Annotated in this window: 20 protein-coding genes; 4 read left to right on the forward strand and 16 right to left on the reverse strand. The window is 68.1% G+C overall.

All coding sequences use genetic code 11. The features are described 5' to 3' along the window. Positions 1–6: 6 nt before the first annotated feature. Both rpsP and BTO20_RS23285 read right to left on the reverse strand, forming a co-directional pair. A complete protein-coding gene (gene rpsP / locus BTO20_RS23280; RefSeq protein ID WP_087078465.1) occupies positions 7–471 on the reverse strand; it encodes a 30S ribosomal protein S16 in 465 nt (154 codons plus the stop codon). Positions 472–660: 189 nt separating this feature from the next. Then, positions 661–1,107 carry a nuclear transport factor 2 family protein gene (locus BTO20_RS23285; RefSeq protein ID WP_087078466.1) on the reverse strand — a complete coding sequence of 149 codons (447 nt, stop codon included), beginning with the start codon at positions 1,105–1,107 and terminating at the stop codon, positions 661–663. A 32-nt stretch (positions 1,108–1,139) separates the two neighbouring features. On the opposite strand from BTO20_RS23285, the gene BTO20_RS23290 reads away from it, so the two are divergent. After that, positions 1,140–2,021, forward strand: a complete 882-nt coding sequence (locus BTO20_RS23290) for a D-alanyl-D-alanine carboxypeptidase family protein (RefSeq protein ID WP_087078467.1) — start codon at positions 1,140–1,142, stop codon at positions 2,019–2,021. A gap of 75 nt (positions 2,022–2,096) precedes the next feature. Next, on the forward strand, positions 2,097–2,918 hold the full coding sequence (locus tag BTO20_RS23295; protein WP_087078468.1) for a D-alanyl-D-alanine carboxypeptidase: 822 nt from the start codon (positions 2,097–2,099) through the stop codon (positions 2,916–2,918). 3 nt (positions 2,919–2,921) lie between these two features. On the opposite strand, the gene BTO20_RS23300 is transcribed toward BTO20_RS23295, so the two are convergent. Continuing rightward, positions 2,922–3,986: an amidohydrolase family protein gene (locus BTO20_RS23300; RefSeq protein ID WP_087078469.1), complete on the reverse strand. Its 1,065-nt coding sequence runs from the start codon at positions 3,984–3,986 to the stop codon at positions 2,922–2,924. Positions 3,987–3,991: 5 nt separating this feature from the next. Beyond that, entirely contained in the window at positions 3,992–5,560 is a 1,569-nt protein-coding gene (gene ffh / locus BTO20_RS23305; protein WP_087078470.1) for a signal recognition particle protein, read from the reverse strand. Between the two features lie 269 nt (positions 5,561–5,829). On the opposite strand from ffh, the gene BTO20_RS23310 reads away from it, so the two are divergent. Beyond that, positions 5,830–6,060 carry a hypothetical protein gene (locus BTO20_RS23310; protein WP_087078471.1) on the forward strand — a complete coding sequence of 77 codons (231 nt, stop codon included), beginning with the start codon at positions 5,830–5,832 and terminating at the stop codon, positions 6,058–6,060. 62 nt (positions 6,061–6,122) lie between these two features. Here BTO20_RS23310 and BTO20_RS23315 read toward each other — a convergent pair whose 3' ends face one another. The 7 genes from BTO20_RS23315 to BTO20_RS23345 all read right to left on the reverse strand — a co-directional run bounded on the left by BTO20_RS23315 (position 6,123) and on the right by BTO20_RS23345 (position 16,486). After that, entirely contained in the window at positions 6,123–8,615 is a 2,493-nt protein-coding gene (locus tag BTO20_RS23315; RefSeq protein WP_087078472.1) for a [protein-PII] uridylyltransferase, read from the reverse strand. A 91-nt stretch (positions 8,616–8,706) separates the two neighbouring features. Then, a complete protein-coding gene (locus tag BTO20_RS23320; protein ID WP_018600748.1) occupies positions 8,707–9,045 on the reverse strand; it encodes a P-II family nitrogen regulator in 339 nt (112 codons plus the stop codon). A 6-nt stretch (positions 9,046–9,051) separates the two neighbouring features. Further along, on the reverse strand, positions 9,052–10,407 hold the full coding sequence (locus BTO20_RS23325; protein ID WP_198344032.1) for an ammonium transporter: 1,356 nt from the start codon (positions 10,405–10,407) through the stop codon (positions 9,052–9,054). Positions 10,408–10,582: 175 nt separating this feature from the next. Beyond that, positions 10,583–12,031, reverse strand: a complete 1,449-nt coding sequence (gene ftsY / locus BTO20_RS23330; protein ID WP_087078473.1) for a signal recognition particle-docking protein FtsY — start codon at positions 12,029–12,031, stop codon at positions 10,583–10,585. Positions 12,032–12,156: 125 nt separating this feature from the next. Then, complete coding sequence (smc, locus tag BTO20_RS23335; RefSeq protein WP_087078474.1) at positions 12,157–15,747, reverse strand: chromosome segregation protein SMC; 3,591 nt, start codon at positions 15,745–15,747, stop codon at positions 12,157–12,159. A 26-nt stretch (positions 15,748–15,773) separates the two neighbouring features. After that, positions 15,774–16,070 (reverse strand): acylphosphatase, encoded by a 297-nt coding sequence (locus BTO20_RS23340; protein ID WP_087078475.1) that lies wholly within the window; start codon positions 16,068–16,070, stop codon positions 15,774–15,776. After that, positions 16,067–16,486 carry an OsmC family protein gene (locus BTO20_RS23345; protein WP_087078476.1) on the reverse strand — a complete coding sequence of 140 codons (420 nt, stop codon included), beginning with the start codon at positions 16,484–16,486 and terminating at the stop codon, positions 16,067–16,069. Before BTO20_RS23345 ends, BTO20_RS23340 begins: the two co-directional genes overlap by 4 nt. A 150-nt stretch (positions 16,487–16,636) precedes the next feature. Between BTO20_RS23345 and BTO20_RS23350 the strand changes: the two genes are divergently transcribed. Further along, positions 16,637–17,278 (forward strand): Rv0361 family membrane protein, encoded by a 642-nt coding sequence (locus tag BTO20_RS23350; RefSeq protein WP_232490832.1) that lies wholly within the window; start codon positions 16,637–16,639, stop codon positions 17,276–17,278. Between the two features lies 1 nt (position 17,279). On the opposite strand, the gene mutM is transcribed toward BTO20_RS23350, so the two are convergent. The 5 genes from mutM to coaD all read right to left on the reverse strand — a co-directional run bounded on the left by mutM (position 17,280) and on the right by coaD (position 20,825). Continuing rightward, positions 17,280–18,134 (reverse strand): bifunctional DNA-formamidopyrimidine glycosylase/DNA-(apurinic or apyrimidinic site) lyase, encoded by an 855-nt coding sequence (gene mutM, locus BTO20_RS23355; RefSeq protein WP_087078477.1) that lies wholly within the window; start codon positions 18,132–18,134, stop codon positions 17,280–17,282. A 3-nt stretch (positions 18,135–18,137) separates the two neighbouring features. Next, positions 18,138–18,830, reverse strand: coding sequence for a ribonuclease III (gene rnc, locus BTO20_RS23360; protein WP_087078478.1), 693 nt, complete (start codon positions 18,828–18,830; stop codon positions 18,138–18,140). Then, on the reverse strand, positions 18,827–19,414 hold the full coding sequence (locus BTO20_RS23365) for a YceD family protein (protein WP_087078479.1): 588 nt from the start codon (positions 19,412–19,414) through the stop codon (positions 18,827–18,829). Before BTO20_RS23365 ends, rnc begins: the two co-directional genes overlap by 4 nt. A gap of 58 nt (positions 19,415–19,472) precedes the next feature. Further along, positions 19,473–20,210, reverse strand: a complete 738-nt coding sequence (gene sepIVA, locus BTO20_RS23370) for a cell division protein SepIVA (protein WP_087078480.1) — start codon at positions 20,208–20,210, stop codon at positions 19,473–19,475. Between the two features lie 135 nt (positions 20,211–20,345). Then, complete coding sequence (gene coaD / locus BTO20_RS23375) at positions 20,346–20,825, reverse strand: pantetheine-phosphate adenylyltransferase (RefSeq protein ID WP_087078481.1); 480 nt, start codon at positions 20,823–20,825, stop codon at positions 20,346–20,348. Positions 20,826–20,827 lie beyond the last annotated feature (2 nt).

Below are 20,827 nucleotides of genomic sequence, written 5' to 3' on the forward strand. Positions count from 1 at the left end.
CGGCGCTCAGCTCTCGCTGGCGGCGTCAGTCGCAGCCTCGTCGGCCGCGGAATCGGCCGGAGCCTCGGCGGCTTCGTCCTTCTTGGACTTCTTCTTCTTGAGCGTCACGGCCTGAGCGGTGGTGCCGCTCTCCGCCTCGGCGAGCGCGGCGTTGAACAGGTCCAGCTTGGAAGGCTTGGGCTCCTTGACCTTCAGCGTGCCCTCGGCGCCCGGCAGGCCCTTGAACTTCTGCCAATCACCGGTGATCTTCAGCAGAGCCGCGACCGGCTCGGTGGGCTGAGCGCCGACACCCAGCCAGTACTGCGCGCGCTCCGAATCGATCTCGATCAGGCTCGGCTCTTCCTTGGGGTGGTACCGGCCGATGACCTCGATGGCGCGGCCGTCGCGGCGGTTGCGCGCGTCGGCGACGATGATGCGGTACTGGGGGTTGCGGATCTTGCCAAGCCGGGTCAGCTTGATCTTGACAGCCACTGTGAAGCTCCTCGATACGATTGCCACGCTGCAATTCGGCGATCGGGGCGGGTTGCCCGGATCCGGTTTTGCCTTACGTGTGTGACCACCGCGCAGCGCATCGAACGAGTCGCACGGCGGACAGCCGACCATTGTGCCAGAGGGCGTCCGGCCTGCCCAAATCCAGCTGACGGGTGGCCCGGGGGCGGCTCAGACGACCTTGTCGAAGCACTTGGTCTCGACGCGCCGGCTCATCCGCCAGCCGTCGGTGGTGCGCACGAACTCGTCTTCGTACCACAGACCGCAGAACAGCACCTGCGCTGTCGGCGGTGCCGGAGATTCGGCTTGTGCCGCACCGGGCAGCACCATCGGATTGAAACAGATGGTGCGCGAGGACGCCGTGTCACCGGTGATGCGCACGTCGAAGTTGCCGAGCATGTGGGCGTATGCCGGGAAGTTCGGCAATACCTCCGCCAGCCACCGCTTGACCTCCGGGAAGTGCCCGTCGATGCCACCCATGGCCCGGTAGTCGATGTAGGCGTCCGGCGTGAAGACGTGGTCGAGGTCGTCGAACCGCCGGCGGTCGATCGCCGACGAATAGTCGATCAACAGTTGCTGAATCTCCAGTCGGTCCGAAATCTCAGCCAGGCTCAACATGTCTCGATTCAACACGATTAGGCTGACCGGCCATGGTGAGGTTCGTCGCCGCGCTTGCGGTCCTGTTCGCGGCTCTGAGCACTGGTGCGGTCGGCCCACCCGCCGCGAGAGCCGACATGGCCGTGCAGCAGATCGGCTCGGCGCCGATCCCCGACGGGCCCGCCGAAGGCTGGGTGGTGGCCGACCTGGACACCGGCCAGGTGCTGGCGGCGCGTAACGAGAACACCCGCTACGCGCCGGCGAGCACGATCAAGACCCTGCTCGCCCAGGTGGTGCTCGACGAACTACCGCTGGACAGCACCATCGTGGCTGACGAGGCCGACTCGAAGGCCGAGTGCACGTGCGTCGGCGTCACCCCCGGCCAGACCTACACCGCCCGCCAGCTGCTGGAGGCGGCGCTGCTGGACTCGGGCAACGATGCGGCAAACACCTTGGCGCACATGCTCGGCGGCCAGGGCGCCGCGGTCGCGAAGATGAACGCCAAAGCCGCGCAGCTCGGGGCTCACGACACCAATGTGGTGACGCCGTCGGGCCTGGATGCCCCGGGCATGCCGTTCTGGTCCACGCCGCACGACATGGCGGTGATCTTCCGCGCCGCGATGGCCAACCCCGTGTTCGCCCAGATCACGGCGATGCCGTCGACCGTCTTCCCGACCAGGTCCGGCGATCGGGTGCTGCAGAACCAGGACGAGTTGCTGCAGCGCTACCCCGGCGCCATCGGCGGGAAGACGGGTTTCACCGACATCGCGCGGAAGACGTTCGTCGCGGCGGCCCAGCGCGACGGGCGCCGTCTGGTGATCTCGATGATGCACGGGCTGGTCAAAGAAGGCGGTCCGACGTACTGGGATCAGGCTGCCGCCCTGCTGGATTGGGGCTTTTTGCAGGACCACTCCGCGAGTATCGGCACGCTGTGAGCGCATTCGCGTCGATATCCGACAGAGACCTGAACGCGCGCTGAACGAGTCCTGCGAACCGTAGCGTCGGCGCACGTGCGCACACTGTTCGCGGCGGCCGCGCTCGCCCTCGGCACGGCGCTGACGGTGCCGGTCGCCGCTGCCGATCCGGCCGTGGAACCGGCAGGCGCACAAGCGTTCGCGAACGGCCCCGCCAAAGCGTGGCTGGTCGCCGACCTCGACACAGGCCGGGTACTGGCGGCCAAAGATCCCAACGGCTCCTATGCCCCGGCCAGCACCATCAAGCCACTGCTGGCGATGGTCGTCCTGGACAACCTGCGGCCGGACAACTTCGCCCGGGCCAACGACTCGCACACCAAGGTCGAGTGCTCATGCGTCGGGCTCAAACCCGGCCAGGCCTACACCACGCAGCAACTGCTGGAGGGCCTGCTGATGGTGTCGGGCAACGATGCCGCCAACATGCTGGCCGACATGCTCGGCGGACAGCGCGCCGCGGTCGCCAAGATGAACCGTAAGGCAGCCGGGCTGGGTGCCCGCAACACCCGCGCGGGCTCCCCATCCGGCCTGGACGGGCCGGGCTGGGAATCGCTGACCACACCGCACGATCTGGCGGTGATCTACCGCGCCGCGCTGACCTATCCGTTGATCGCCCAGATCTTTCGGCAGACCACGGCCCAATTCCCCGGCCGAACCCTGACCAGTCAGAACGAGTTGCTCACCCGCTACCCCGGCGACCTCGCAGGCAAGACGGGCTATACCGACCTGGCCCGCAAGACCTACGTCGGTGCCGCACAACGGGGCAGCCACCGGCTGATCGTCGTCCAGATGTACGGCACCGGCGACCTCTACGGCCAGGCGACGCAGCTGTTGGACTGGGGTTTCAGCCAGTACGGCTGATCGCTAGTAGACGCGGCCGCGCAGGATCACCAGATCGGGGTGGTCGACGCCACCGCTGCGCGGGTCTTCGGCGTAACAGACCAGATCTGCCGGAGCTCCGTCGGCCAACCCCGGCCGGCCCAGCCACGCACGGGCATCCCAGCAGCCCGCGCCGAGTGCATCCGTCGGGCTCAGCCCCACGGTTTTGAGGGCCTCGATCTCGTCGCCGATACGACCGTGCGCGATCATGCCGCCGGCGTCGGTGCCCGCGAAGATGGGGATGCCTGCCTCGTGGGCGGCGCCGACGCGGGCCCGGCACGACGCGTACAGCTCCCGCATATGGGTCGCGTAGACCGGGTACTTGGCCGCGGCGTCGGCGATCCCGGGAAAGTTCTCGATGTTGATCAGCGTCGGTACCAGGGCAGTGCCGTTGGCCAGCATCAGCTCGATGATGTCGTCGGTGATCCCGGTGCCGTGCTCGATGCAGTCGATGCCTGCGTTGATCAGCCCCGGCAACGCGTCCTCACCGAACACGTGCGCGGTGACGCGGGCCCCGTTGGCGTGGGCGGCGTCGATGGCGGCCTTGAGGATCTCGTCGGACCACAGCGGGGCCAGGTCGCCGACGCTGCGGTCGATCCAGTCGCCGACGAGTTTGACCCAGCCGTCGCCCCAGCGGGCCTGCTCGGCCACCGCCTCCGGTAGTTGCGATTCGTCTTCGATGTCGATCGGCAGACCGGGTGAATACCGCTTGGGCCGGGCCAGGTGTCGGCCGGCCCGGATGATCCTGGGCAGGTCCTCGCGGTCGTCCATGCTGCGGGTGTCGACCGGCGATCCGGCGTCGCGCAGCAGCAGCGCCCCGACGCCGCGTTCGGTCTCCGCCTGGGTGACGGCCTCGTCGAATTCGACCGGACCGTGCGGTCCGAGGCCGACGTGGCAGTGTGCGTCGACGAGGCCGGGCAGGATCCAGCCACCGTCGAACACCGTCTCGGCGCCGGCGATCGGATCGGCACGCAGCACACCGCGTTCGATCCACCATTGCACGGCTTCGCCGTCTGGCAGTCCCCGACCGCGAACGTGCAGGACCGTCATGGCGGCTACTTCTGGCCCGGGAACTTCAACTTCGACAGATCGAAATCGGCCAGACCCGGCGGCAGCTCGTCCAGTCCCTTGGGCATGTTGGACAGGTCGGGGAACCCGGCAGGCATGCCCGGCCCGGCCAGCGGATTGCGCACCTTCGGCGGCGTCGGACCCTTGCCCGATTTGCGGCCCTTACCGGCCTGCTTGTTCTTGCCCTTGGCAGCCTTACGGGTGGCGCTCTTGCGGGCGAACGGCATGCCCATCTGCCCGGCCATCGAGGACATCATCTTGCGGGCCTCGAAGAACCGGTCGACCAGCTGGTTGACCTCCGAAACGGTGACACCCGACCCGTTGGCGATGCGCAGCCGCCGGGAGGCGTTGATGATCTTCGGATCGCTGCGCTCGGCCGGGGTCATGCCGCGGATGATGGCCTGAACCCGGTCCAGTTGCTTGTCGTCGACGGCGGCCAGCGCGTCCTTCATCTGGCCCGCCCCCGGGAGCATGCCGAGCAGGTTGCCGATCGGGCCCATCTTGCGGATCGCCAGCATCTGCTCGAGGAAGTCCTCCAGCGTCAGCTCGCCCGAGCCGATCTTGGCCGCGGCCTCCTCGGCCTTCTGCTGATCGAAGACCTGTTCGGCCTGTTCGATGAGGGTGAGCACGTCACCCATGCCGAGGATGCGCGACGCCATCCGGTCGGGGTGGAAGACGTCGAAGTCTTCGAGCTTCTCGCCGGCCGACGCGAAGAGGATCGGCACGCCGGTGACCTCACGCACCGACAGCGCGGCGCCACCGCGGGCGTCGCCGTCGAGCTTGGTCAGCACGACACCGGTGAAACCGACGCCCTCGCGGAACGCGTCGGCGGTGGCGACTGCGTCCTGACCGATCATGGCGTCGAGCACGAACAGGACTTCGTCGGGGTTGACGGCCTGGCGGATCGCGGCGGCCTGGCCCATCAGTTCCTCGTCGATACCGAGGCGACCGGCGGTGTCGACGATCACCACGTCGAAGTGCTTGGCCTTGGCCTCGGCCAGACCGGCACCGGCGACCGCCACGGGGTCACCGTGGCCGGCGTTCTCCAGCCCCTCCACCGACGTACCCGGGTGCGGCGCGAACACCGCCACCCCGGCGCGCTCACCGACGATCTTGAGCTGGTGCACGGCGCCGGGCCGTTGCAGGTCACAGGCCACCAGCAGCGGCGTATGCCCTTGCCCCTTGAGCCATTTCGCGAGCTTGCCGGCCAGGGTGGTCTTACCGGCACCCTGGAGACCGGCCAGCATGATCACCGTGGGCGGCGTCTTCGCGAACGCCAGCTGCCGGGTCTCCCCGCCGAGGATGCCGATGAGTTCCTCGTTGACGATCTTGACGACCTGCTGTGCCGGGTTCAGCGCGGCCGACACCTCGGCGCCCTTGGCCCGGTCCTTGATGCGCGCGACGAAGGCACGCACCACCGGCAGCGAGACGTCGGCCTCCAGCAGGGCCAACCGGATTTCCCGGCTGGTCGCATCGATATCGGCGTCGGTCAACCGCCCCTTGCCGCGCAGCCCCTGCAGGGCACCGGTCAACCGGTCAGACAAGCTCTCAAACACGTCGTAAGCCTAACGGTCCGAGATTGGTGTTGTAGTTGCGCGCCGCGTGCCGGCTCCCACGACGTCCAGCGCCCAGCAGATGAGGCAGGACAGTACGAACGCTCCGATGTTCAAAACCCATGACTTGATCCATATCCCCCGAATTCGGTCATGCGCCCAATCATGGCCCATCGACCGGCCTGCCCCGGTGAACGGTTGCCTGCCCTGGCTCGTGAACAGAACGGGTCGACCCTCTGATCATCACTTCACACATTCAGGAGGAAGCGGCCATGAACACAACTACTGGAATCACGCGCCTGCGCAAGTCCGCCGGGTTGACGGTGTTGGCCTTGATGCTGGCCGGTGCGGGACTGGGGCTCGGCGCGGGCATCGCGCAGGCCCAACCGACCCATCCTCGGCCACATCCCGTCCTTGTTCGCCATGACCTCGACCGCTTTGTCGACCGTCATTTCCCGAACAGTCCGCTTGACCGGTTCCTCGACCGGCTCTTCCGCGACTGACGGACGAACCAACGGGCGGCCTGCGGCTCAGGGCTTGGCGAGCTTGAGCCGCAGGTAAGCGGTCAACTGGCCTGCTCGGCGGGTTTGGCCGGCTTGGCCGGGGGCGGCGCCGGCAGGATCGCGTACAGATCGCGTTGCAGCTCCTCGCGCAGTGCGGTCCGGCTGGAGCCGGCGGAGTCCTGGTCCGGAACCGTGATACCGAAGGCGTCGAGCACCGAGGAGCCCAGCGTCGTCACCTTCGCCCAGGCGATGTCGACGCCGTCACGCTCGAACACCGCGGTCAATCGGGACAGCAGCCCGGGCCGGTCGGCGCTGCGGATCTGCACGACCAACTCCCCCGGCGCCCCGCCGTCCGACCACAGGATGCGCGGTGGCGCCGGAACATGATTGGCCGGGACCGCCGCCAGGATCTCGCCCGCCCGGGTGGTCGGATACTGCGCGGCCTCGCGCTCGCGCGCCAGCAGCGTGCCGAGCACGTCGAGCTCCCCGTCGAGGGCGAGGATGAACTGCTGCCGCAGCAGCCCGGCCTCCGGCGGCGAGCCGAACAGCGGCGACACCACGAAGGTGTTGATCGCCGAGCCCTGATGGCTGTTCACCGAAGCCGAGTGCACTCGTAGGGAATTCAACGCCAGCACCCCGGCGGCCTTGGACAGCAGACCGCGCCGGTCCGCAGCGATCATCGTGACGTTGTAGATGTGCTGACCGTCGCCGGCGGCCAGTTCGACGTGCACGCCGCCATCGGCGGCCAGCGCAACGAACCTCGGCTCGATCGGATCCGGTTGCGGCAGCGGCTCACCCACCATCACCAGCCGGCAGCGACGCACGAGATCGCCGATGAGCGACGCCTTCCAATCGCCCCAGACACCCGGGCCGGTGGCCAGCGAATCGGCCTCGGCCAACGCGGCGAGCAGCTCCAACAGCACCAGGTCACCGCCGAGCGTCTCGGCGACGGCATCAATTGTCTTGGGGTCCTGGAGATCCCGGCGCGTGGCGGTGTGGGGCAACAGCAGGTGGTGGCGCACCAGCTTCGACAGCACGTCGATATCGGATGGCCACAGGCCCAGCCGTGTGCCGATCTGCGTTGCGAGTTCGGCGCCGATCACGCTGTGGTCCCCGCCGCGGCCCTTGCCGATGTCGTGACACAGCGCGCCGAGCAGCAGCAGGTCTGGACGAGACACTCGGGTGGTGAAAGCGCTTGCCCGCGAGACTGTTTCAACGAGATGCCGGTCGACGGTCCAGATGTGCACGACATCTCGGGGCGGTAGGTCGCGCACGGCCCCCCACTCGGGAAAGAGCCTGCCCCACAAACCGGTCCGGTCCAGCGCCTCGATGGTCGCGACAGCGGCGGGCCCCGATGCGAGGAGAACCAGTAGATCCTTGAGGGCCTGCCGGGGCCATGGCGTGCGCAGTTCAGGTGCCCGTTCCCCCAGTCGCCCCAGGGTCGATACGGCCATCGGCAGCCCCGTCGTGGCCGAGGCCGCGGCGACACGCAGGATCAGGCCGGGGTCACGTTCCGGCCGAGCATCGCGGGCCAGGATCACCTCACCGGCGTATTCGATGACGCCCTCGTCGAGCGGTCGGCGCACCGGCCGGCGCAACGCGGCAAAGCCACGCCGGGGTAATGCGTTGGCGGCGGTGCGAATCCCCGCGTCCACGTAGTAGCTGACCGTACGGGCGGCGTCGGAGAGCACCCGGGCCAGGTCGAACCGGTCCCCGATGCGCAGCGCCGCAGCGATCTCGTCCGCGTGCTGGGCCAGCAACAGCTCCCGGCCGCGGCCGGACACCCGGTGCAGTTCCGTGCGCACGTTGAGCAACGCCAGGTGGGCATCACCGAGCGTTCCGATCGGCGACGCCAGTGCCCGGCTGGGGTACACATCGGCCAGCTGCGCGATGGCCAGCGCGTTGAGCAGCTGGACGTCGCGCAGCCCGCCGCGGCCGGACTTGAGATCGGGCTCGGCGCGGTGCGCGATCTGCCCGCTGCGCTCCCAACGGGCCTGCGCGTGCGTGACAAGTTCGTCGAACCGCGACGCGACGCCGATGCGCCACTGCCTGCGCGCGCCGCCGACCAGGAGCGAGGACAGGTCCGCGTCGCCGGCGATGTGGCGGACCTCGAGCATCGCCAGGCCCACCGAGATGTCGTCATTGGCCACCCGCAATGCCTCGGGCACCGTGCGCACGCTGTGGTCGAGGCGAATGTTGGCGTCCCACAACGGATACCACAACTTCTCTGCGACCTCGCTGACCACTTCGGTCGGCATGTTGTTGTGCAACAGCATCAGATCCAGGTCCGAGTACGGCAGCATCTCGCCGCGCCCGAGCCCGCCGGAGGCCACTATGGCGAACCCGCTGTCGGCGGTGACACCGATCTCGGTTGCCTTTGTGACGAGCCAGAATTCGTACAGATCGAGCAGTGCGTCGCGCAGTGCCGACGCGTCGAGTTGGCGTGCACCCGAAAGCAATTGCGCGGTGGCCGCCGCCAGATCGGTGGCAGGCCGCAACGAATCCGGCTCCTCGCGCGAGCGCCCGTACGCGGACTCTGGTTGCTGCTCAAACATTTTCGACTCCCTCCCCCGGCCAATTACCTACCAGCGCTGCGACGGTGCCTGGCCGGGAGAGTCGGTCGATCACGCCCTCGACCGACCGCGGCTACAGGGCGTCGGCGCCCCGCTCCCCGGTGCGCACGCGGACGACGGTGTCCACCGGGCTGACCCAGACTTTGCCGTCGCCGATCTTGCCGGTGCGGGCGGCCTGCACGATGACGTCGACGACCTTGTCCACCGCGGAGTCCTCGACGACGACCTCGACCCGCACCTTCGGCACGAAGTCCACCGAGTACTCAGCGCCCCGGTAGACCTCGGTGTGCCCCTTCTGCCTGCCGTACCCCTGGACCTCGCTGACCGTCATGCCGAGAATTCCCGTCTGCTCCAGACCGGTCTTGACGTCTTCCAGAGTGAACGGTTTGACGATCGCAGTGATCAGCTTCATATTTCCTTATTCCTCCCCGCCGCGACGACCGAGAACAGATCCGGTTCCGACAGCGACGAAGTCGTACGCGCTTTCCGCATGTTCGGCCTCATCGATGCCGGACGCCTCCTGTTCTTTGTCCAGGCGCAGGCCCACGGTGTATTTGACAATCAACGCCAAGATAGCGGTACCCACCGCCGAATAGAGTAGAACCGCACCGGCCCCGACCGCCTGTCGCCACAGCTGGTCGAACCCGCCGCCGTAAAACAGGCCGGCGACTCCGGCGGGCGCTTCCTTGGTGGCCACCAGGCCGACCAGAAGCGTGCCGACGATGCCTCCGACCAGGTGAACACCCACGACGTCGAGCGAATCGTCGAAACCGAACTTGAACTTCAGCCCCACCGCCAGCGCGCACAGCACGCCCGCGGACACGCCGATGACGAGTGCACCCACGACGTTCACCGACGAGCACGACGGCGTGATGGCAACCAGTCCGGCCACGATGCCCGAGGCCGCACCCAGTGAGGTCGCGTGGCCGTCCCGGATGCGTTCGGTGAGCAGCCAGGCCAGCATGGCCGCCGCGGTCGCCACCGTCGTGGTGATGAAGGTCGCACCCGCAGCCCCGTTGGCGGACACCGCGGACCCGGCGTTGAACCCGTACCAGCCGAACCACAGCAGGCCGGCGCCGAGCATCACGAACGGCAGGTTGTGCGGGCGCATCGGGGTACCCGGCCAGCCGAGCCGCTTGCCCAGGATGATGGCGAGGACCAGGCCGGCGGTACCGGCGTTGATGTGCACCGCCGTGCCACCGGCGAAGTCAATTGCCTTGAGCTGGTTGGCGATCCAGCCACCGTGGTGAATGATGGCGTCGGTCTTGGGATCCTTGACGTCGAAGTCGAACACCCAGTGCGCGACCGGGAAATACACGATCGTCGACCACAGTGCGGCGAACAGCAGCCATCCGCCGAACTTGAGCCGGTCGGCGACAGCGCCGGAGATCAGCGCGACGGTGATGATCGCGAACATCAACTGGAAGCCGACGAACACGGTGGCGGGGATGGTGCCTGCGAGCGCGATGGGCGCGTCCGCCGATCCGTTCGTGCCGATCAGCCCCTTGAGGCCGAAGAACTGGGCCGGGTCACCGATCACCCCGGCGGTGTTGTTGCCGAAGGCAACTGAGTAGCCGTACAGCACCCACAGCACGGTCACCACGCCCATGGCGCTCACGCTCATCATGATCATGTTGAGCACACCTTTGGCGCGCACCATGCCGCCGTAGAAGAAGGCCAGGCCCGGCGTCATCAACAGCACAAGCGCCGCACTGGCCAGCATCCACGCCGTGTCACCGGTATCCGGTGCGCCCATCAACGGGAATTGCTCCACTCGCAGTTTCCTCCTTCACCACGCCACGGCCGCAAGGATTTACGAACCGTTGACCTGGTTCAAGACAATGCTGAGTAGATGTTTCGGCGACGACGCCGTCGTGTTTCGCTCGCGTGAACGGATGCCCGGGTCGCGTTTCGCCGGTGTTACACCGTGCGCTTTTGGCGCGGAGAGCTCAGCCGAGGAGGGCGTCGACGAACGCGCCCGGCTCGAACGGGGCCAGATCGTCGGGCCCCTCACCGAGACCGACGAGCTTGACCGGGACGCCGAGTTCCTGCTGCACGCGGAACACGATGCCGCCCTTGGCCGTGCCGTCGAGCTTGGTCAGCACCACGCCGGTGATGTCGACGACTTCGGCGAACACCTTGGCCTGCGGCAGGCTGTTCTGCCCGATGGTGGCGTCCAGGACGAGCAGCACCTCGTCGACGGCAGCGCGCTTCTCCACCACCCGCTTGACCTTGCCGAGCTCGTCCATGAGACCGGTCTTGGTGTGCAGCCGCCCGGCGGTGTCTACGACCACGACGTCGGCACCGGTGGAGATGCCCTCGTCGACCGCGTCGAACGCGACCGACGCAGGATCGGCCCCCTCCGGGCCGCGCACCACATCGGCGCCCACCCGCGCCGCCCAGGTCTGGAGTTGGTCGGCGGCGGCCGCTCGGAAGGTGTCGGCGGCACCCAGCACCACGCGGCGGCCGTCGGCCACCAGGACGCGCGCCAGCTTCCCGACGGTGGTGGTCTTACCGGTGCCGTTGACACCGACCACGAGCAACACCGATGGCTTGTCGGCATGCGGCAGGGCACGAATCGAGCGGTCCAGCTCGGGTCGCAGTTCGGAGATGAGGACGTCGCGCAGCACCGCGCGGGCTTGGGCCTCGGTCCGCACCCCCTTGCTGGCCATCTCTGAACGCAGCGCAGCGACAACAGATTCGGTCACGACCGGTCCGAGGTCGGCGATCAGCAGCGTGTCCTCGACCTCCTCCCAGGAGTCTTCGTCGAGGTCACCGCCACCGAGCAGCCCCAGCATGCTGCGGCCGAGCGCGTTCTGAGACTTCGACAGCCGGCCACGCAGCCGATCCAGGCGGCCTTCGGTCGGTGCGATCTCCTCCAGCGCAGGCGCGACGGGCGCCGCGGGCGCGACAGGCGCCTCGGGCGCGACGGGCGCCTCGGGCGCGACGGGCGCCTCCGCTTCGGCGGGCGCCGGCGCCTCGTCCACGACCGGTTCGGCCTCGGCCGTCGGGGCGTCCTCGACCGGGCGTTCTACCGGGGGCGCGGCCTCCTCGACGGGGGGTTCGGGCAACCGCACGTCGGAGATGGGACGCTTCGGGGCGTCCCGCGGGATCGTCGCATCGTCACCGACCGCGGGCAACCCGCTGGTGTCGATGCGCTCCACCTTCGGAGGCGCCGCCTTGGGAGGAGCCGGCGGAGCGGTCGCCGATTGGCTGAACGTTATGCCCGAGGACGCCGTGTACCCGCCTGAGCGGTCGATGGGCTTGGCGGTGGTGTCCGGGCCCGACAGGCTGATCCGCCGCCGTCGGTACCGAACCAATCCGACAACGAGCGCAGTAACCAGCAGAACAGCAATGACCGCTATCGCGATCCACAGACCTTCCGACACGGCAGCCATTGTCGCAGGGGTGCCGCCGCTCGACGATCTGCCCCGCACCCACGGCAGTGGGGCACCCATGAACCGACGGCGCGGTGGCGGCCCAAGCCCCTGCGCGGCGGGTCAGATCGGCCGACGGTCCGGGCTCAAGACCCGGAGCTGGACACCAACTCCTGGCCACGCATCCGCTGGGAGATCACCGTGGTGATGCCGTCGCCCCGCATTGTCACGCCGTACAGGGCGTCGGCGACCTCCATGGTCGGCTTCTGGTGCGTGATCACGATCAGCTGTGACTTCTCGCGCAGCTGCTCGAACAAGCTGATGAGCCTGCGCAGGTTGACGTCGTCGAGAGCGGCCTCGACCTCGTCCATCACGTAGAAGGGCGACGGGCGGGCCCGGAAGATCGCCACCAGCATCGCCACCGCGGTCAGCGACTTCTCCCCACCGGAGAGCAGTGAGAGCCGTTTGATCTTCTTTCCCGGCGGCCGGGCCTCGACCTCGATGCCGGTGGTGAGCATGTCCTCGGGGTTGGTCAGCAGCAGCCGGCCCTCCCCGCCCGGGAACAGCGTGGAGAACACCTGCTCGAATTCGCGCTCGACATCGATGTAGGCCTCGGTGAACACCTGCAGGATGCGCGTGTCGACGTCGGCGATGACGTCGAGTAGATCTTGACGGGCCGCCTTGACGTCTTCGAGCTGGGTCGACAGGAAGTTGTAACGCTCCTCGAGGGCGGCGAACTCCTCCAACGCCAGCGGGTTGACCCGGCCCAGCTCGTTGAGTTCGCGTTCGGCTTTCTTGGCCCGGCGTTCCTGGGTGGGCCGGTCGAACGGCATGGGCGCCGGTGCGGTGACCTGCTCGCCACGTTCCCGGGCCTGCTCGTACTCGGCCATCTCCAGCTCGGTGGGCGGCAGCGGCACCTGCGGGCCGTACTCGGCGATCAGATCGGCTGTCGGCATCCCGAACTGGTCGAGGACCTGAGCCTCCAGCTGTTCGATGCGAAGCGAGGCTTGCGCTTTGGCCACTTCGTCACGGTGCAACGCGTCGGTCAACTGATTGATCTTGGTGCCGAGCTCATTGACCTCGTCGCGCGATTTCGCCAGCGCGGCAGCGCGCATCTGGCGCTCGGTGGCCAACCCGTCTCGTGCCCGCCCGGCCGCTGCCACCACAGTGCTCAAGCGTTGCGCCACAAGGCGTCCCGACTCGGCGACGGCCGCAGCGACCTTGGCGGCCTGCTCGCGGGCCTCGCGGGCCCGCAGTGCCCGCAGCCTGGCCTCACGCTCGGCCGCTGCCGCCCGGCGCAGTGAATCCGCCCGGCCCCGAACGGCATTCGCGCGCTCCTCGGCGGTGCGGACCGCCAACCGGGCTTCCACCTCGACCGACCGGGCGGCATCGGCCGCGGCCACCGACTCCTGCCGGTCGACCGGTTCGGCCTCGAACATCGGGGTCTGTTCGGCCCCGTGCAACCGGGCTTCGAGTTCGACGAGCTCTTCGACGGTCTTGGTGCGGCCGGCTTCGAGCTCATCGCGCTGTCGGATCAACCGGTTCCACTCGTCCTCGGCGCCGCGGGCGTCCTGACCGAGGCGGCCCAACTGCTCGTAGATCGACGAGATCGCCGCGTCGGACTCGTTGAGCGCGGCCAGCGCCTGCTCGGCGGCGAGCTGCCGCGCGGCCTGCTCGGCCAGCGCCCCGGACAGGGCTGCGGCCAATTCGCCCGTCTGCTTCTCGGCAGCCTCGAGTTCGGTGCGGGCCTTGTCGATCTCAGCAGCGATCTCCAGAGTGCTGGGCTTGCGGTCCGATCCACCGCTGACCCAGCCGGCGCCGACCAGGTCGCCGTCGGCGGTGACCGCACGCAGCTCGGCACGCTCCGAGACCAACCGCAGACCGGCTGCCATGTCGGACACCACCGCGACCCCGGACAGCATCGCCGCGATGGCACCGCGCAGCCGATCGGGAACGGTGACGACGTCGGCCGCCCAGATCGCGCCATCGGGCAGCGCCGCGGCCTGCGACGATCCGTTGACGGGCCAGTCGCCGAGCAGGATGGCGGCCCGGCCGCCGTCGGACTCCTTGAGGGCGGCGACGGCTGATGCCGCGGCGCCGAAGTCCTCGGCGGCCAAGGCGTCGGCAGCCGCTCCGAGCACGGCCGCGACCGCCACCTCATATCCGCCGCGGACCTTGAGAAAATCCCCGATGGAGCCGAAAAGACCTGAGCCGCTGCGGTTTTTCTGCAGCCACGCGGCGCCGTCACGGCGATCAAGACCGACCGAGAGGGCCTCGATGCGGGCCCGCAGCGAGGCCACCTGACGTTCTGCGCTGCGTTCGGCGGCCTGCAGTTCTGCGACGCGTTCGTCGGCCAGCCGCAGCGCGGTCACGGTGCGATCGTGGTGGTCGTCGAGGCCCACCTCCCCGGCGTCGAGTTCGCTGACGCGGCCCTGCACGGTCTCGAACTCGGCCTTGGTCTGCTCGACGCGGGTGGCGGCCTCCTCGATGTTGACCGAGATTCGCATCACGCTCTCGTCGATCGACTCGACCCGGGTGCGCATGGTGTCGACCTGCCCGGACAGCCGGGCCAGCCCTTCACGGCGGTCGGCCTCGGCACGGGCCGCGGCCAGATGTGCGCGCTCGGCCTCGGCTGCCAGGCGTTCGCGCTCGGCCAGTTCGGCGCGCGCGGTCTCCAGCGTGATGCGCGACATCTCCAGCTCACCGAGCAATTCCATTTCGAGCTCGGCGACCTCTTCGGCCTCGGCCTCGAGTTCCTCGGGATCACGGCCCGACGAGGTTTCCGGCTCCGCCTCCAGCAGCTGAGCCCGATCCGTGGCGATGCGCACGGTGGCGCTGACCCGCTCGGCCAGTGCCGAGGCGCGGAACCAGGTCTGTTGCGCGGCTTCGGCGCGCCGGGTCAGTTCCGCGACCGCGGCCTCATGCGTGTCGTGTTCGACCGTCGCGGCCTCCAACCGGGCGGCGACCACTTCGTGCTCGCGGCGCAGCGTGTTCTCGGCCTGGTTGGTGTTCTCGAACTCGGTGCGCCGCGTGACCAGGTCGTCGGCCGCCAACCGAAGCCGCGCGTCACGCAGGTCGGCCTGGATGGTCGCTGCCCGGCGCGCCATCTCGGCCTGGCGGCCCAGCGGCTTGAGCTGACGGCGCAGTTCGGTGGTCAGATCGGTGAGCCGGGCGAGGTTGGCGGCCATCGAGTCGAGCTTGCGGACCGCCTTTTCCTTGCGTTTGCGGTGCTTGAGCACGCCCGCGGCTTCCTCGATGAACGCACGGCGGTCCTCGGGACGCGATTCCAGGATCTCGGCGAGCTTGCCCTGGCCGACGATGACGTGCATTTCGCGGCCGATACCGGAGTCGCTGAGCAGTTCCTGCACGTCCATCAGCCGGCAGCTGCTGCCGTTGATCTCGTATTCGCCCGCGCCGTCACGGAACATCCGGCGGGTGATCGACACCTCGGAGTACTCGATGGGCAGCGCGTTGTCAGAGTTGTCGATGGTCAGGGTGACCTCGGCACGGCCCAGTGGCGCGCGGGAACTGGTGCCGGCGAAGATGACGTCTTCCATCTTGCCGCCGCGCAGCGTCTTGGCGCCCTGCTCGCCCATCACCCAGGTCAGGGCGTCGACGACGTTGGATTTACCCGACCCGTTGGGGCCGACAACGCAGGTGATGCCCGGTTCGAAGCGCAGAGTCGTCGGCGAGGCGAAGGACTTGAAGCCCTTCAGCGTCAGACTCTTGAGGTGCACGGCGACTTACCCTACCGCCGAGTCGGCTACCGCTCGTGAAAGCCCGTCATCGGTGTGCCCGCATCGGACCAATCGACGACGACGTTGTCCACTACACCTGGGGTTTTGCCGCTCTGCAGCAGGTCAAGCAGACGCTCACAGGCGGCGCGCGGGCCTTGCGCCACGACGTGGACGCGGCCGTCGGGCCGGTTGGAGGCAAACCCCGTCAAGCCCAGTTCCAGCGCCCGGGCCCGGGTCCACCAACGGAACCCCACGCCCTGGACGTGGCCGTGCACCCAGGCGCTGAGCCGCACCGGGCGCTGCGGGGGTTCCGGGCCGGTCACGCCGTGGTGACCTTGTCCACAACCTCGAACCTCACCTCGGTGCCCGATTTCAGGGTCCGCCCGACGGTGCAGACTTGGTCGATGGCGCGCTCGACAACCGTCAGCAGCCTGGCCCTTTCATCCTCGGAGAGCCCGGACAGGTCGACCTCGAGCCTCTCGGCCAGCAGCGGATACCGCTCCTGTTCGCGGTCGGGCGGGCCGGTCACCCGGATGGTGGTGGCGTAGTCGTCGCCGAGACGGCGCCGCAGCGGGGCGTCGCTGCTCATCCCGCTGCACGCCGCCAGCGCGATCTTCATCAGCTCGCCGGGGGTGAACACGCCATCGACGTCTTCACTGCCGACCAGCACCTCTGCCCCCCGGGAGCTGCGCCCGGTGTAGCGGCGTACGCCGGTGCGTTCCACCCACAGTTCAGTCATGCGGTATTTCTACACGCTGCGACGACCGGCTATTCCCCGAGGGAAGGCACGTTTTGCTCCTACGTCCGCGGAACGCCCCCGGCTCTGCGACCGTGTGATAGGCCGGACGGACGATAAACTCGACGTACCGCCGTTCTGCTGAGGAGCACGATGACATTTCCGTCCGGACCGCACGACCCGTGGGCACAGCATCAGCCGCCCCAGCCGTACGGGCCGCCGCAACAGTACGGAGGTCCTCAGCAGTATCCCGGTCCGCCGCAATTCGGTGCGCCGCAGTACGGCGGTCAGCAGTTCGGCGCTCCGCAGTACGGCCAGCCTCCGTACGGCTACGGCATGCCGCCGCAGCACAGCGGTGGCAGCCGCAAGGGGCTGATCATCGGTGGCGCCGTCGCGGCGGTGGTGGCTGTCGCGGCGATCATCGGCGTCGTGGTCGTGATGATGATGCCGTCCGGTGACGAGCGCGCAATCGGCCAGTTGCTCAAGAACATCGGGAATTCCGGCAACAGCATCTCGGACATGAAGAAGTATGTCTGCGCCGGCGACCGCAAGATTCTCGACGCCATCGACACCAGCGGCTTGGAGAAGTACGGCATCAACGTGCCCAAGCCCACCATCAAGGCGCCGTCCGGGTCGGCCAAGATCAGCGACATCGAGGTCAACGGCGACCGGGCCACGGCCAAGGTCGAAGCCGGCGGCAACACCAGCACCATCTATTTCCGCAAGGAGAGCGGTGACTGGAAGCTGTGCACCACAGATTCGCCGGGGCTGGCGAATCTGCCGTCGCTGCCCTGACCTACCGCCGCGCCCGCGGGCGCGGCTGGCATTTCGGACAGTAGAACGACGACCGGTTCATGAATTTGTCGCGGTGCATCACCGCGCCGCACCGTCGGCAGGGCTCCCCTTCGCGGCCATAGGCATCCAATGACCGCTCGAAGTACCCGGATTCACCGTTGACGTTGACGTAGAGCGAGTCGAACGATGTACCGCCCTGCGCCAGCGCCTGGGTCATCACCTCGGCGGCCGCGTCGAGCAGCTCCCCGAGCCGCGCGCGCGGCAGCGACGAAGCCAGCCGAACCCCGTTCAGTTTGGTGCGCCACAACGCCTCGTCGGCATAGATGTTGCCGATGCCCGACACCACGGTCTGGTCCAGCAGCTGGCGTTTGATCTCGGAATGCTTGCGCCGCAACACCGTAACGACGGCATCGCGGTCGAAGCGGGGATCGAGCGGGTCACGCGCGATATGCGCGACGGGCTGAGGAACCGCGGAGCCGTCGACGTCGACGAGGTCGGTCAACTGCCAGCCGCCGAATGTCCGCTGGTCCACGAAACTCAGCGCGGTGCCGTCGTCGAACAGCGCGGCGATCCGCAGATGACGGTCATCGGCGATGGGCCCCAACAACATCTGGCCGCTCATGCCGAGGTGCACCACCAACGCCGACCCGTCAGAAAGCGTCAGCCACAAGTACTTTCCGCGCCGGCCCGTGCCGGTGACCTGCACATCGAGCAGTCGGGCGGTCAGATCGGCAGGGCCTGCCTCGTGCCTGCGCACCGCCCGCGGATGATGCACACGTACCGCGGTGATGGTCTTGCCCGCGACATGCTCCTGCAGCCCCCGCCGAACGACCTCTACCTCAGGGAGTTCGGGCACCGATCACCCATCGTCGAGCGCCTGCCAGGCTGCCGCGGCGGCCTTCAGTTCGGCTTCTTTCTTGGTGCGGCCCACTCCCCTGCCGTATTCAGCCTCGGCGACCACGACCGTCGCGGTGAACTCCTTGTCGTGATCGGGGCCGGTCGAGCTGACCAGATAGACCGGCGCACCCATGCCGCGCGCGGCGGTCAGCTCCTGCAGGCTGCTCTTCCAATCCAGACCCGCGCCCAAAGTCGGTGCGGTGTCGAGAAGTTCACTGAACAGCCGCAGGATCACCTCACGGGCGGTACCCAGGCCATGCTCCAAATAGATTGCGCCGAGCAAGGATTCAACACCATCGGCGAGAATGCTGGATTTGTCGGCGCCACCGGAGTTCTCCTCACCCTTGCCCAGCAACAGGTGCGCACCGAGGCCCCCGTCGCTGAGGCCACGGCCCACATCGGCCAGCGCCTGGGTGTTGACGATGCTGGCCCGCAGCTTGGCCAGATCGCCCTCGGATCGGTCCGGGTGACGGTGATACAGCTCCTCGGTGATGGTGAGCCCGAGCACGGCGTCACCGAGGAATTCCAGCCGCTCGTTGGTGGGCAGCCCGCCGTGTTCATACGAGTAGCTGCGATGGGTCAGCGCAATGGTCAGCAGTTCACTGGGAAGCACGACCCCGAGTGCCTCCAGCAGCTGTGCATGCGCTTCACTCATGCCTGGTGCTGGTCCCCGTCGTCCGTCGGCAGCAACGTGGCCAACTTCGCCCACCGCGGGTCGAGCTGCTCGTGGTGGTGCCCGGGTTCGGCGGTGGCCAGCGGGACGCCGCACTGCTGGCACAGTCCCGCGCAGTCCGGCCCGCACAGCGGAGAGAACGGCAGCGCCAGACCGACGGCGTCGACGATGGGCTGCTCAAGATCGACGGTGTCGTCGATGACCCGACCCATCTCGTCTGAGTCCGTGGTCTCGTCGGTGGCACTGTCGGGGTAGGCGAACAGTTCGGTGAGGTCGATTTCGATGTCGCCGGTGACCGGCGTCAGGCATCGTGCGCATTCACCGACCGTCGGCGCGGCAACCGTTCCGGTCACCAGCACCCCCTCGGAGACAGATTCCAGCCGCAGGTCCAGCTCAAGCGGTGCACCCGCCTCGATGGCGATGAGTTCCACACCGATACGTACCGGGCTCGGCACCGTTTCGCGGTGAGTCATCATCGAGCCGGGTCGCCGGCCGAGTCGGGAGATGTTGATGACCAGCGGCGACCGTGGACCGCGGTGCCTTCCCGCGTTTGCGTGCGTCGCCATGCAGCAATCCTACGGCGGCCGTGTCAGCCGAAAATAACGCCCACGGCGCCCGGGGCGATCACCGCGTGGCGTAGTCGTGTGTTCCGGCCGCCGTGCGGAGTTGGTGGCGGCCCCGGCCGACCGAGCGCAGCGTTCCGTTGAGGAATTCCTCGAACTCGGCCAGTTTGCTGTCGACGTAGATGTCGCACTCGCCGCGCAGCCGGTCGGCTTCGGCGTGCGCGGCGTCGACCAGCCGGGTCGCCTCGGCGGTTGCGGTCGCGACGATCTCGGTCTGCGACACGAGTCGCTGCTGCTCCTTGATGCCTTCCTGGACGGCCTTCTCGTACGAGAGGTTGCCGCTTTCGATGAGGCGGTCGGCCTCGGCCTTGGCGCGCCCGGTGCTGGCCTCGTATTCCCGCTTCGCCGCCGCACTGACGCGCGCGGCCTCCTCGCGAGCCTCACCGACCATGCGTTCGCTGTGCTGGCGGGCCTCGGCGACCATGCGGTCGGCCTGCGACTTGGCATCGGCGAGCAGCCGGTCGGCTTCGCCTCTGGCGTGGTTGATCATGCCGTCGGCGTCGGCGTTGACCTTCGCCATCACGGATTCGGAGTGCTCCTTGGCCTCACGCAACAGCGAGTCGCGCGCATCGAGCACATCCTGCGCGTCGTCGAGTTCGCCGGGGATGGCGTCTTTGATGTCGTCGATCAGTTCCAGGACGTCGCCGCGCGGAACCACGCAGCCCGCGGTCATCGGTACGCCACGCGCTTCTTCGACGATGGCGCCCAGCTCGTCGAGCGCTTCAAAAACTCGGTACACGGCTATACCCTCCAGGCGTCGTTGTTAGTGACCAGTGTGCCTGGTGTTACGCCTGTGACTCGGGAGGATTGTCGGTGTGTCGCTACCGATAGCGGGTTGTCAGGCGTTGCTCACACTCGACGCACCCGCCGGTGATCACCGCGCGGCCAGCTTGGCCTGCAACCGCCGATTGACCGGTTCGGGCAGCAGGGCCGAGACGTCGCCGCCCAGCGACGCGACCTCCTTGGCCAGTGACGACGAAACGAACGAGTACCGCGGGGTGGTGGCGACGAAGAAGGTGTCGACCCCGGCCACATGCTTGTTCATCTGCGCCATCTGCAGCTCGTACTCGAAGTCGGTGCCCGTGCGCAGACCTTTGACGATGGCCGTCAGCCCCCGCGATTTCACGAAGTCCACCACGAGCCCCTGCCCGGACTCGACTCGCAGGTTCGGGAGATGTTCGGTGGATTCGACGATCATCGCGATGCGCTCGTCGAGATCGAACATCCCTTTCTTGTTGGGGTTCACCAGAACCGCGACGACGACCTCATCGAACTGCGCGGCGGCCCGTTCGAAGATGTCGACGTGGCCGAGGGTGACGGGGTCGAAGGATCCTGGGCATACGGCGCCACTCATGA

The organism is Mycobacterium dioxanotrophicus (genome assembly GCF_002157835.1).
In the GTDB taxonomy this organism is placed as follows: domain Bacteria; phylum Actinomycetota; class Actinomycetes; order Mycobacteriales; family Mycobacteriaceae; genus Mycobacterium; species Mycobacterium dioxanotrophicus.

What these genes read in the sequence shown, in the direction of transcription:
- BTO20_RS23290 (WP_087078467.1), top strand. Translation starts at nt 1,140, where the DNA reads ATGGTGAGGTTCGTCGCCGCGCTTGCGGTCCTGTTCGCGGCTCTGAGC.
- BTO20_RS23300 (WP_087078469.1), bottom strand. Translation starts at nt 3,986, where the DNA reads ATGACGGTCCTGCACGTTCGCGGTCGGGGACTGCCAGACGGCGAAGCC.
- BTO20_RS23365 (WP_087078479.1), bottom strand. Translation starts at nt 19,414, where the DNA reads ATGGCGACGCACGCAAACGCGGGAAGGCACCGCGGTCCACGGTCGCCG.
- rnc (WP_087078478.1), bottom strand. Translation starts at nt 18,830, where the DNA reads ATGAGTGAAGCGCATGCACAGCTGCTGGAGGCACTCGGGGTCGTGCTT.
- ftsY (WP_087078473.1), bottom strand. Translation starts at nt 12,031, where the DNA reads ATGGCTGCCGTGTCGGAAGGTCTGTGGATCGCGATAGCGGTCATTGCT.
- BTO20_RS23350 (WP_232490832.1), top strand. Translation starts at nt 16,637, where the DNA reads ATGACATTTCCGTCCGGACCGCACGACCCGTGGGCACAGCATCAGCCG.
- BTO20_RS23345 (WP_087078476.1), bottom strand. Translation starts at nt 16,486, where the DNA reads ATGACTGAACTGTGGGTGGAACGCACCGGCGTACGCCGCTACACCGGG.
- BTO20_RS23285 (WP_087078466.1), bottom strand. Translation starts at nt 1,107, where the DNA reads ATGTTGAGCCTGGCTGAGATTTCGGACCGACTGGAGATTCAGCAACTG.
- BTO20_RS23320 (WP_018600748.1), bottom strand. Translation starts at nt 9,045, where the DNA reads ATGAAGCTGATCACTGCGATCGTCAAACCGTTCACTCTGGAAGACGTC.
- BTO20_RS23310 (WP_087078471.1), top strand. Translation starts at nt 5,830, where the DNA reads ATGAACACAACTACTGGAATCACGCGCCTGCGCAAGTCCGCCGGGTTG.
- BTO20_RS23315 (WP_087078472.1), bottom strand. Translation starts at nt 8,615, where the DNA reads ATGTTTGAGCAGCAACCAGAGTCCGCGTACGGGCGCTCGCGCGAGGAG.
- coaD (WP_087078481.1), bottom strand. Translation starts at nt 20,825, where the DNA reads ATGAGTGGCGCCGTATGCCCAGGATCCTTCGACCCCGTCACCCTCGGC.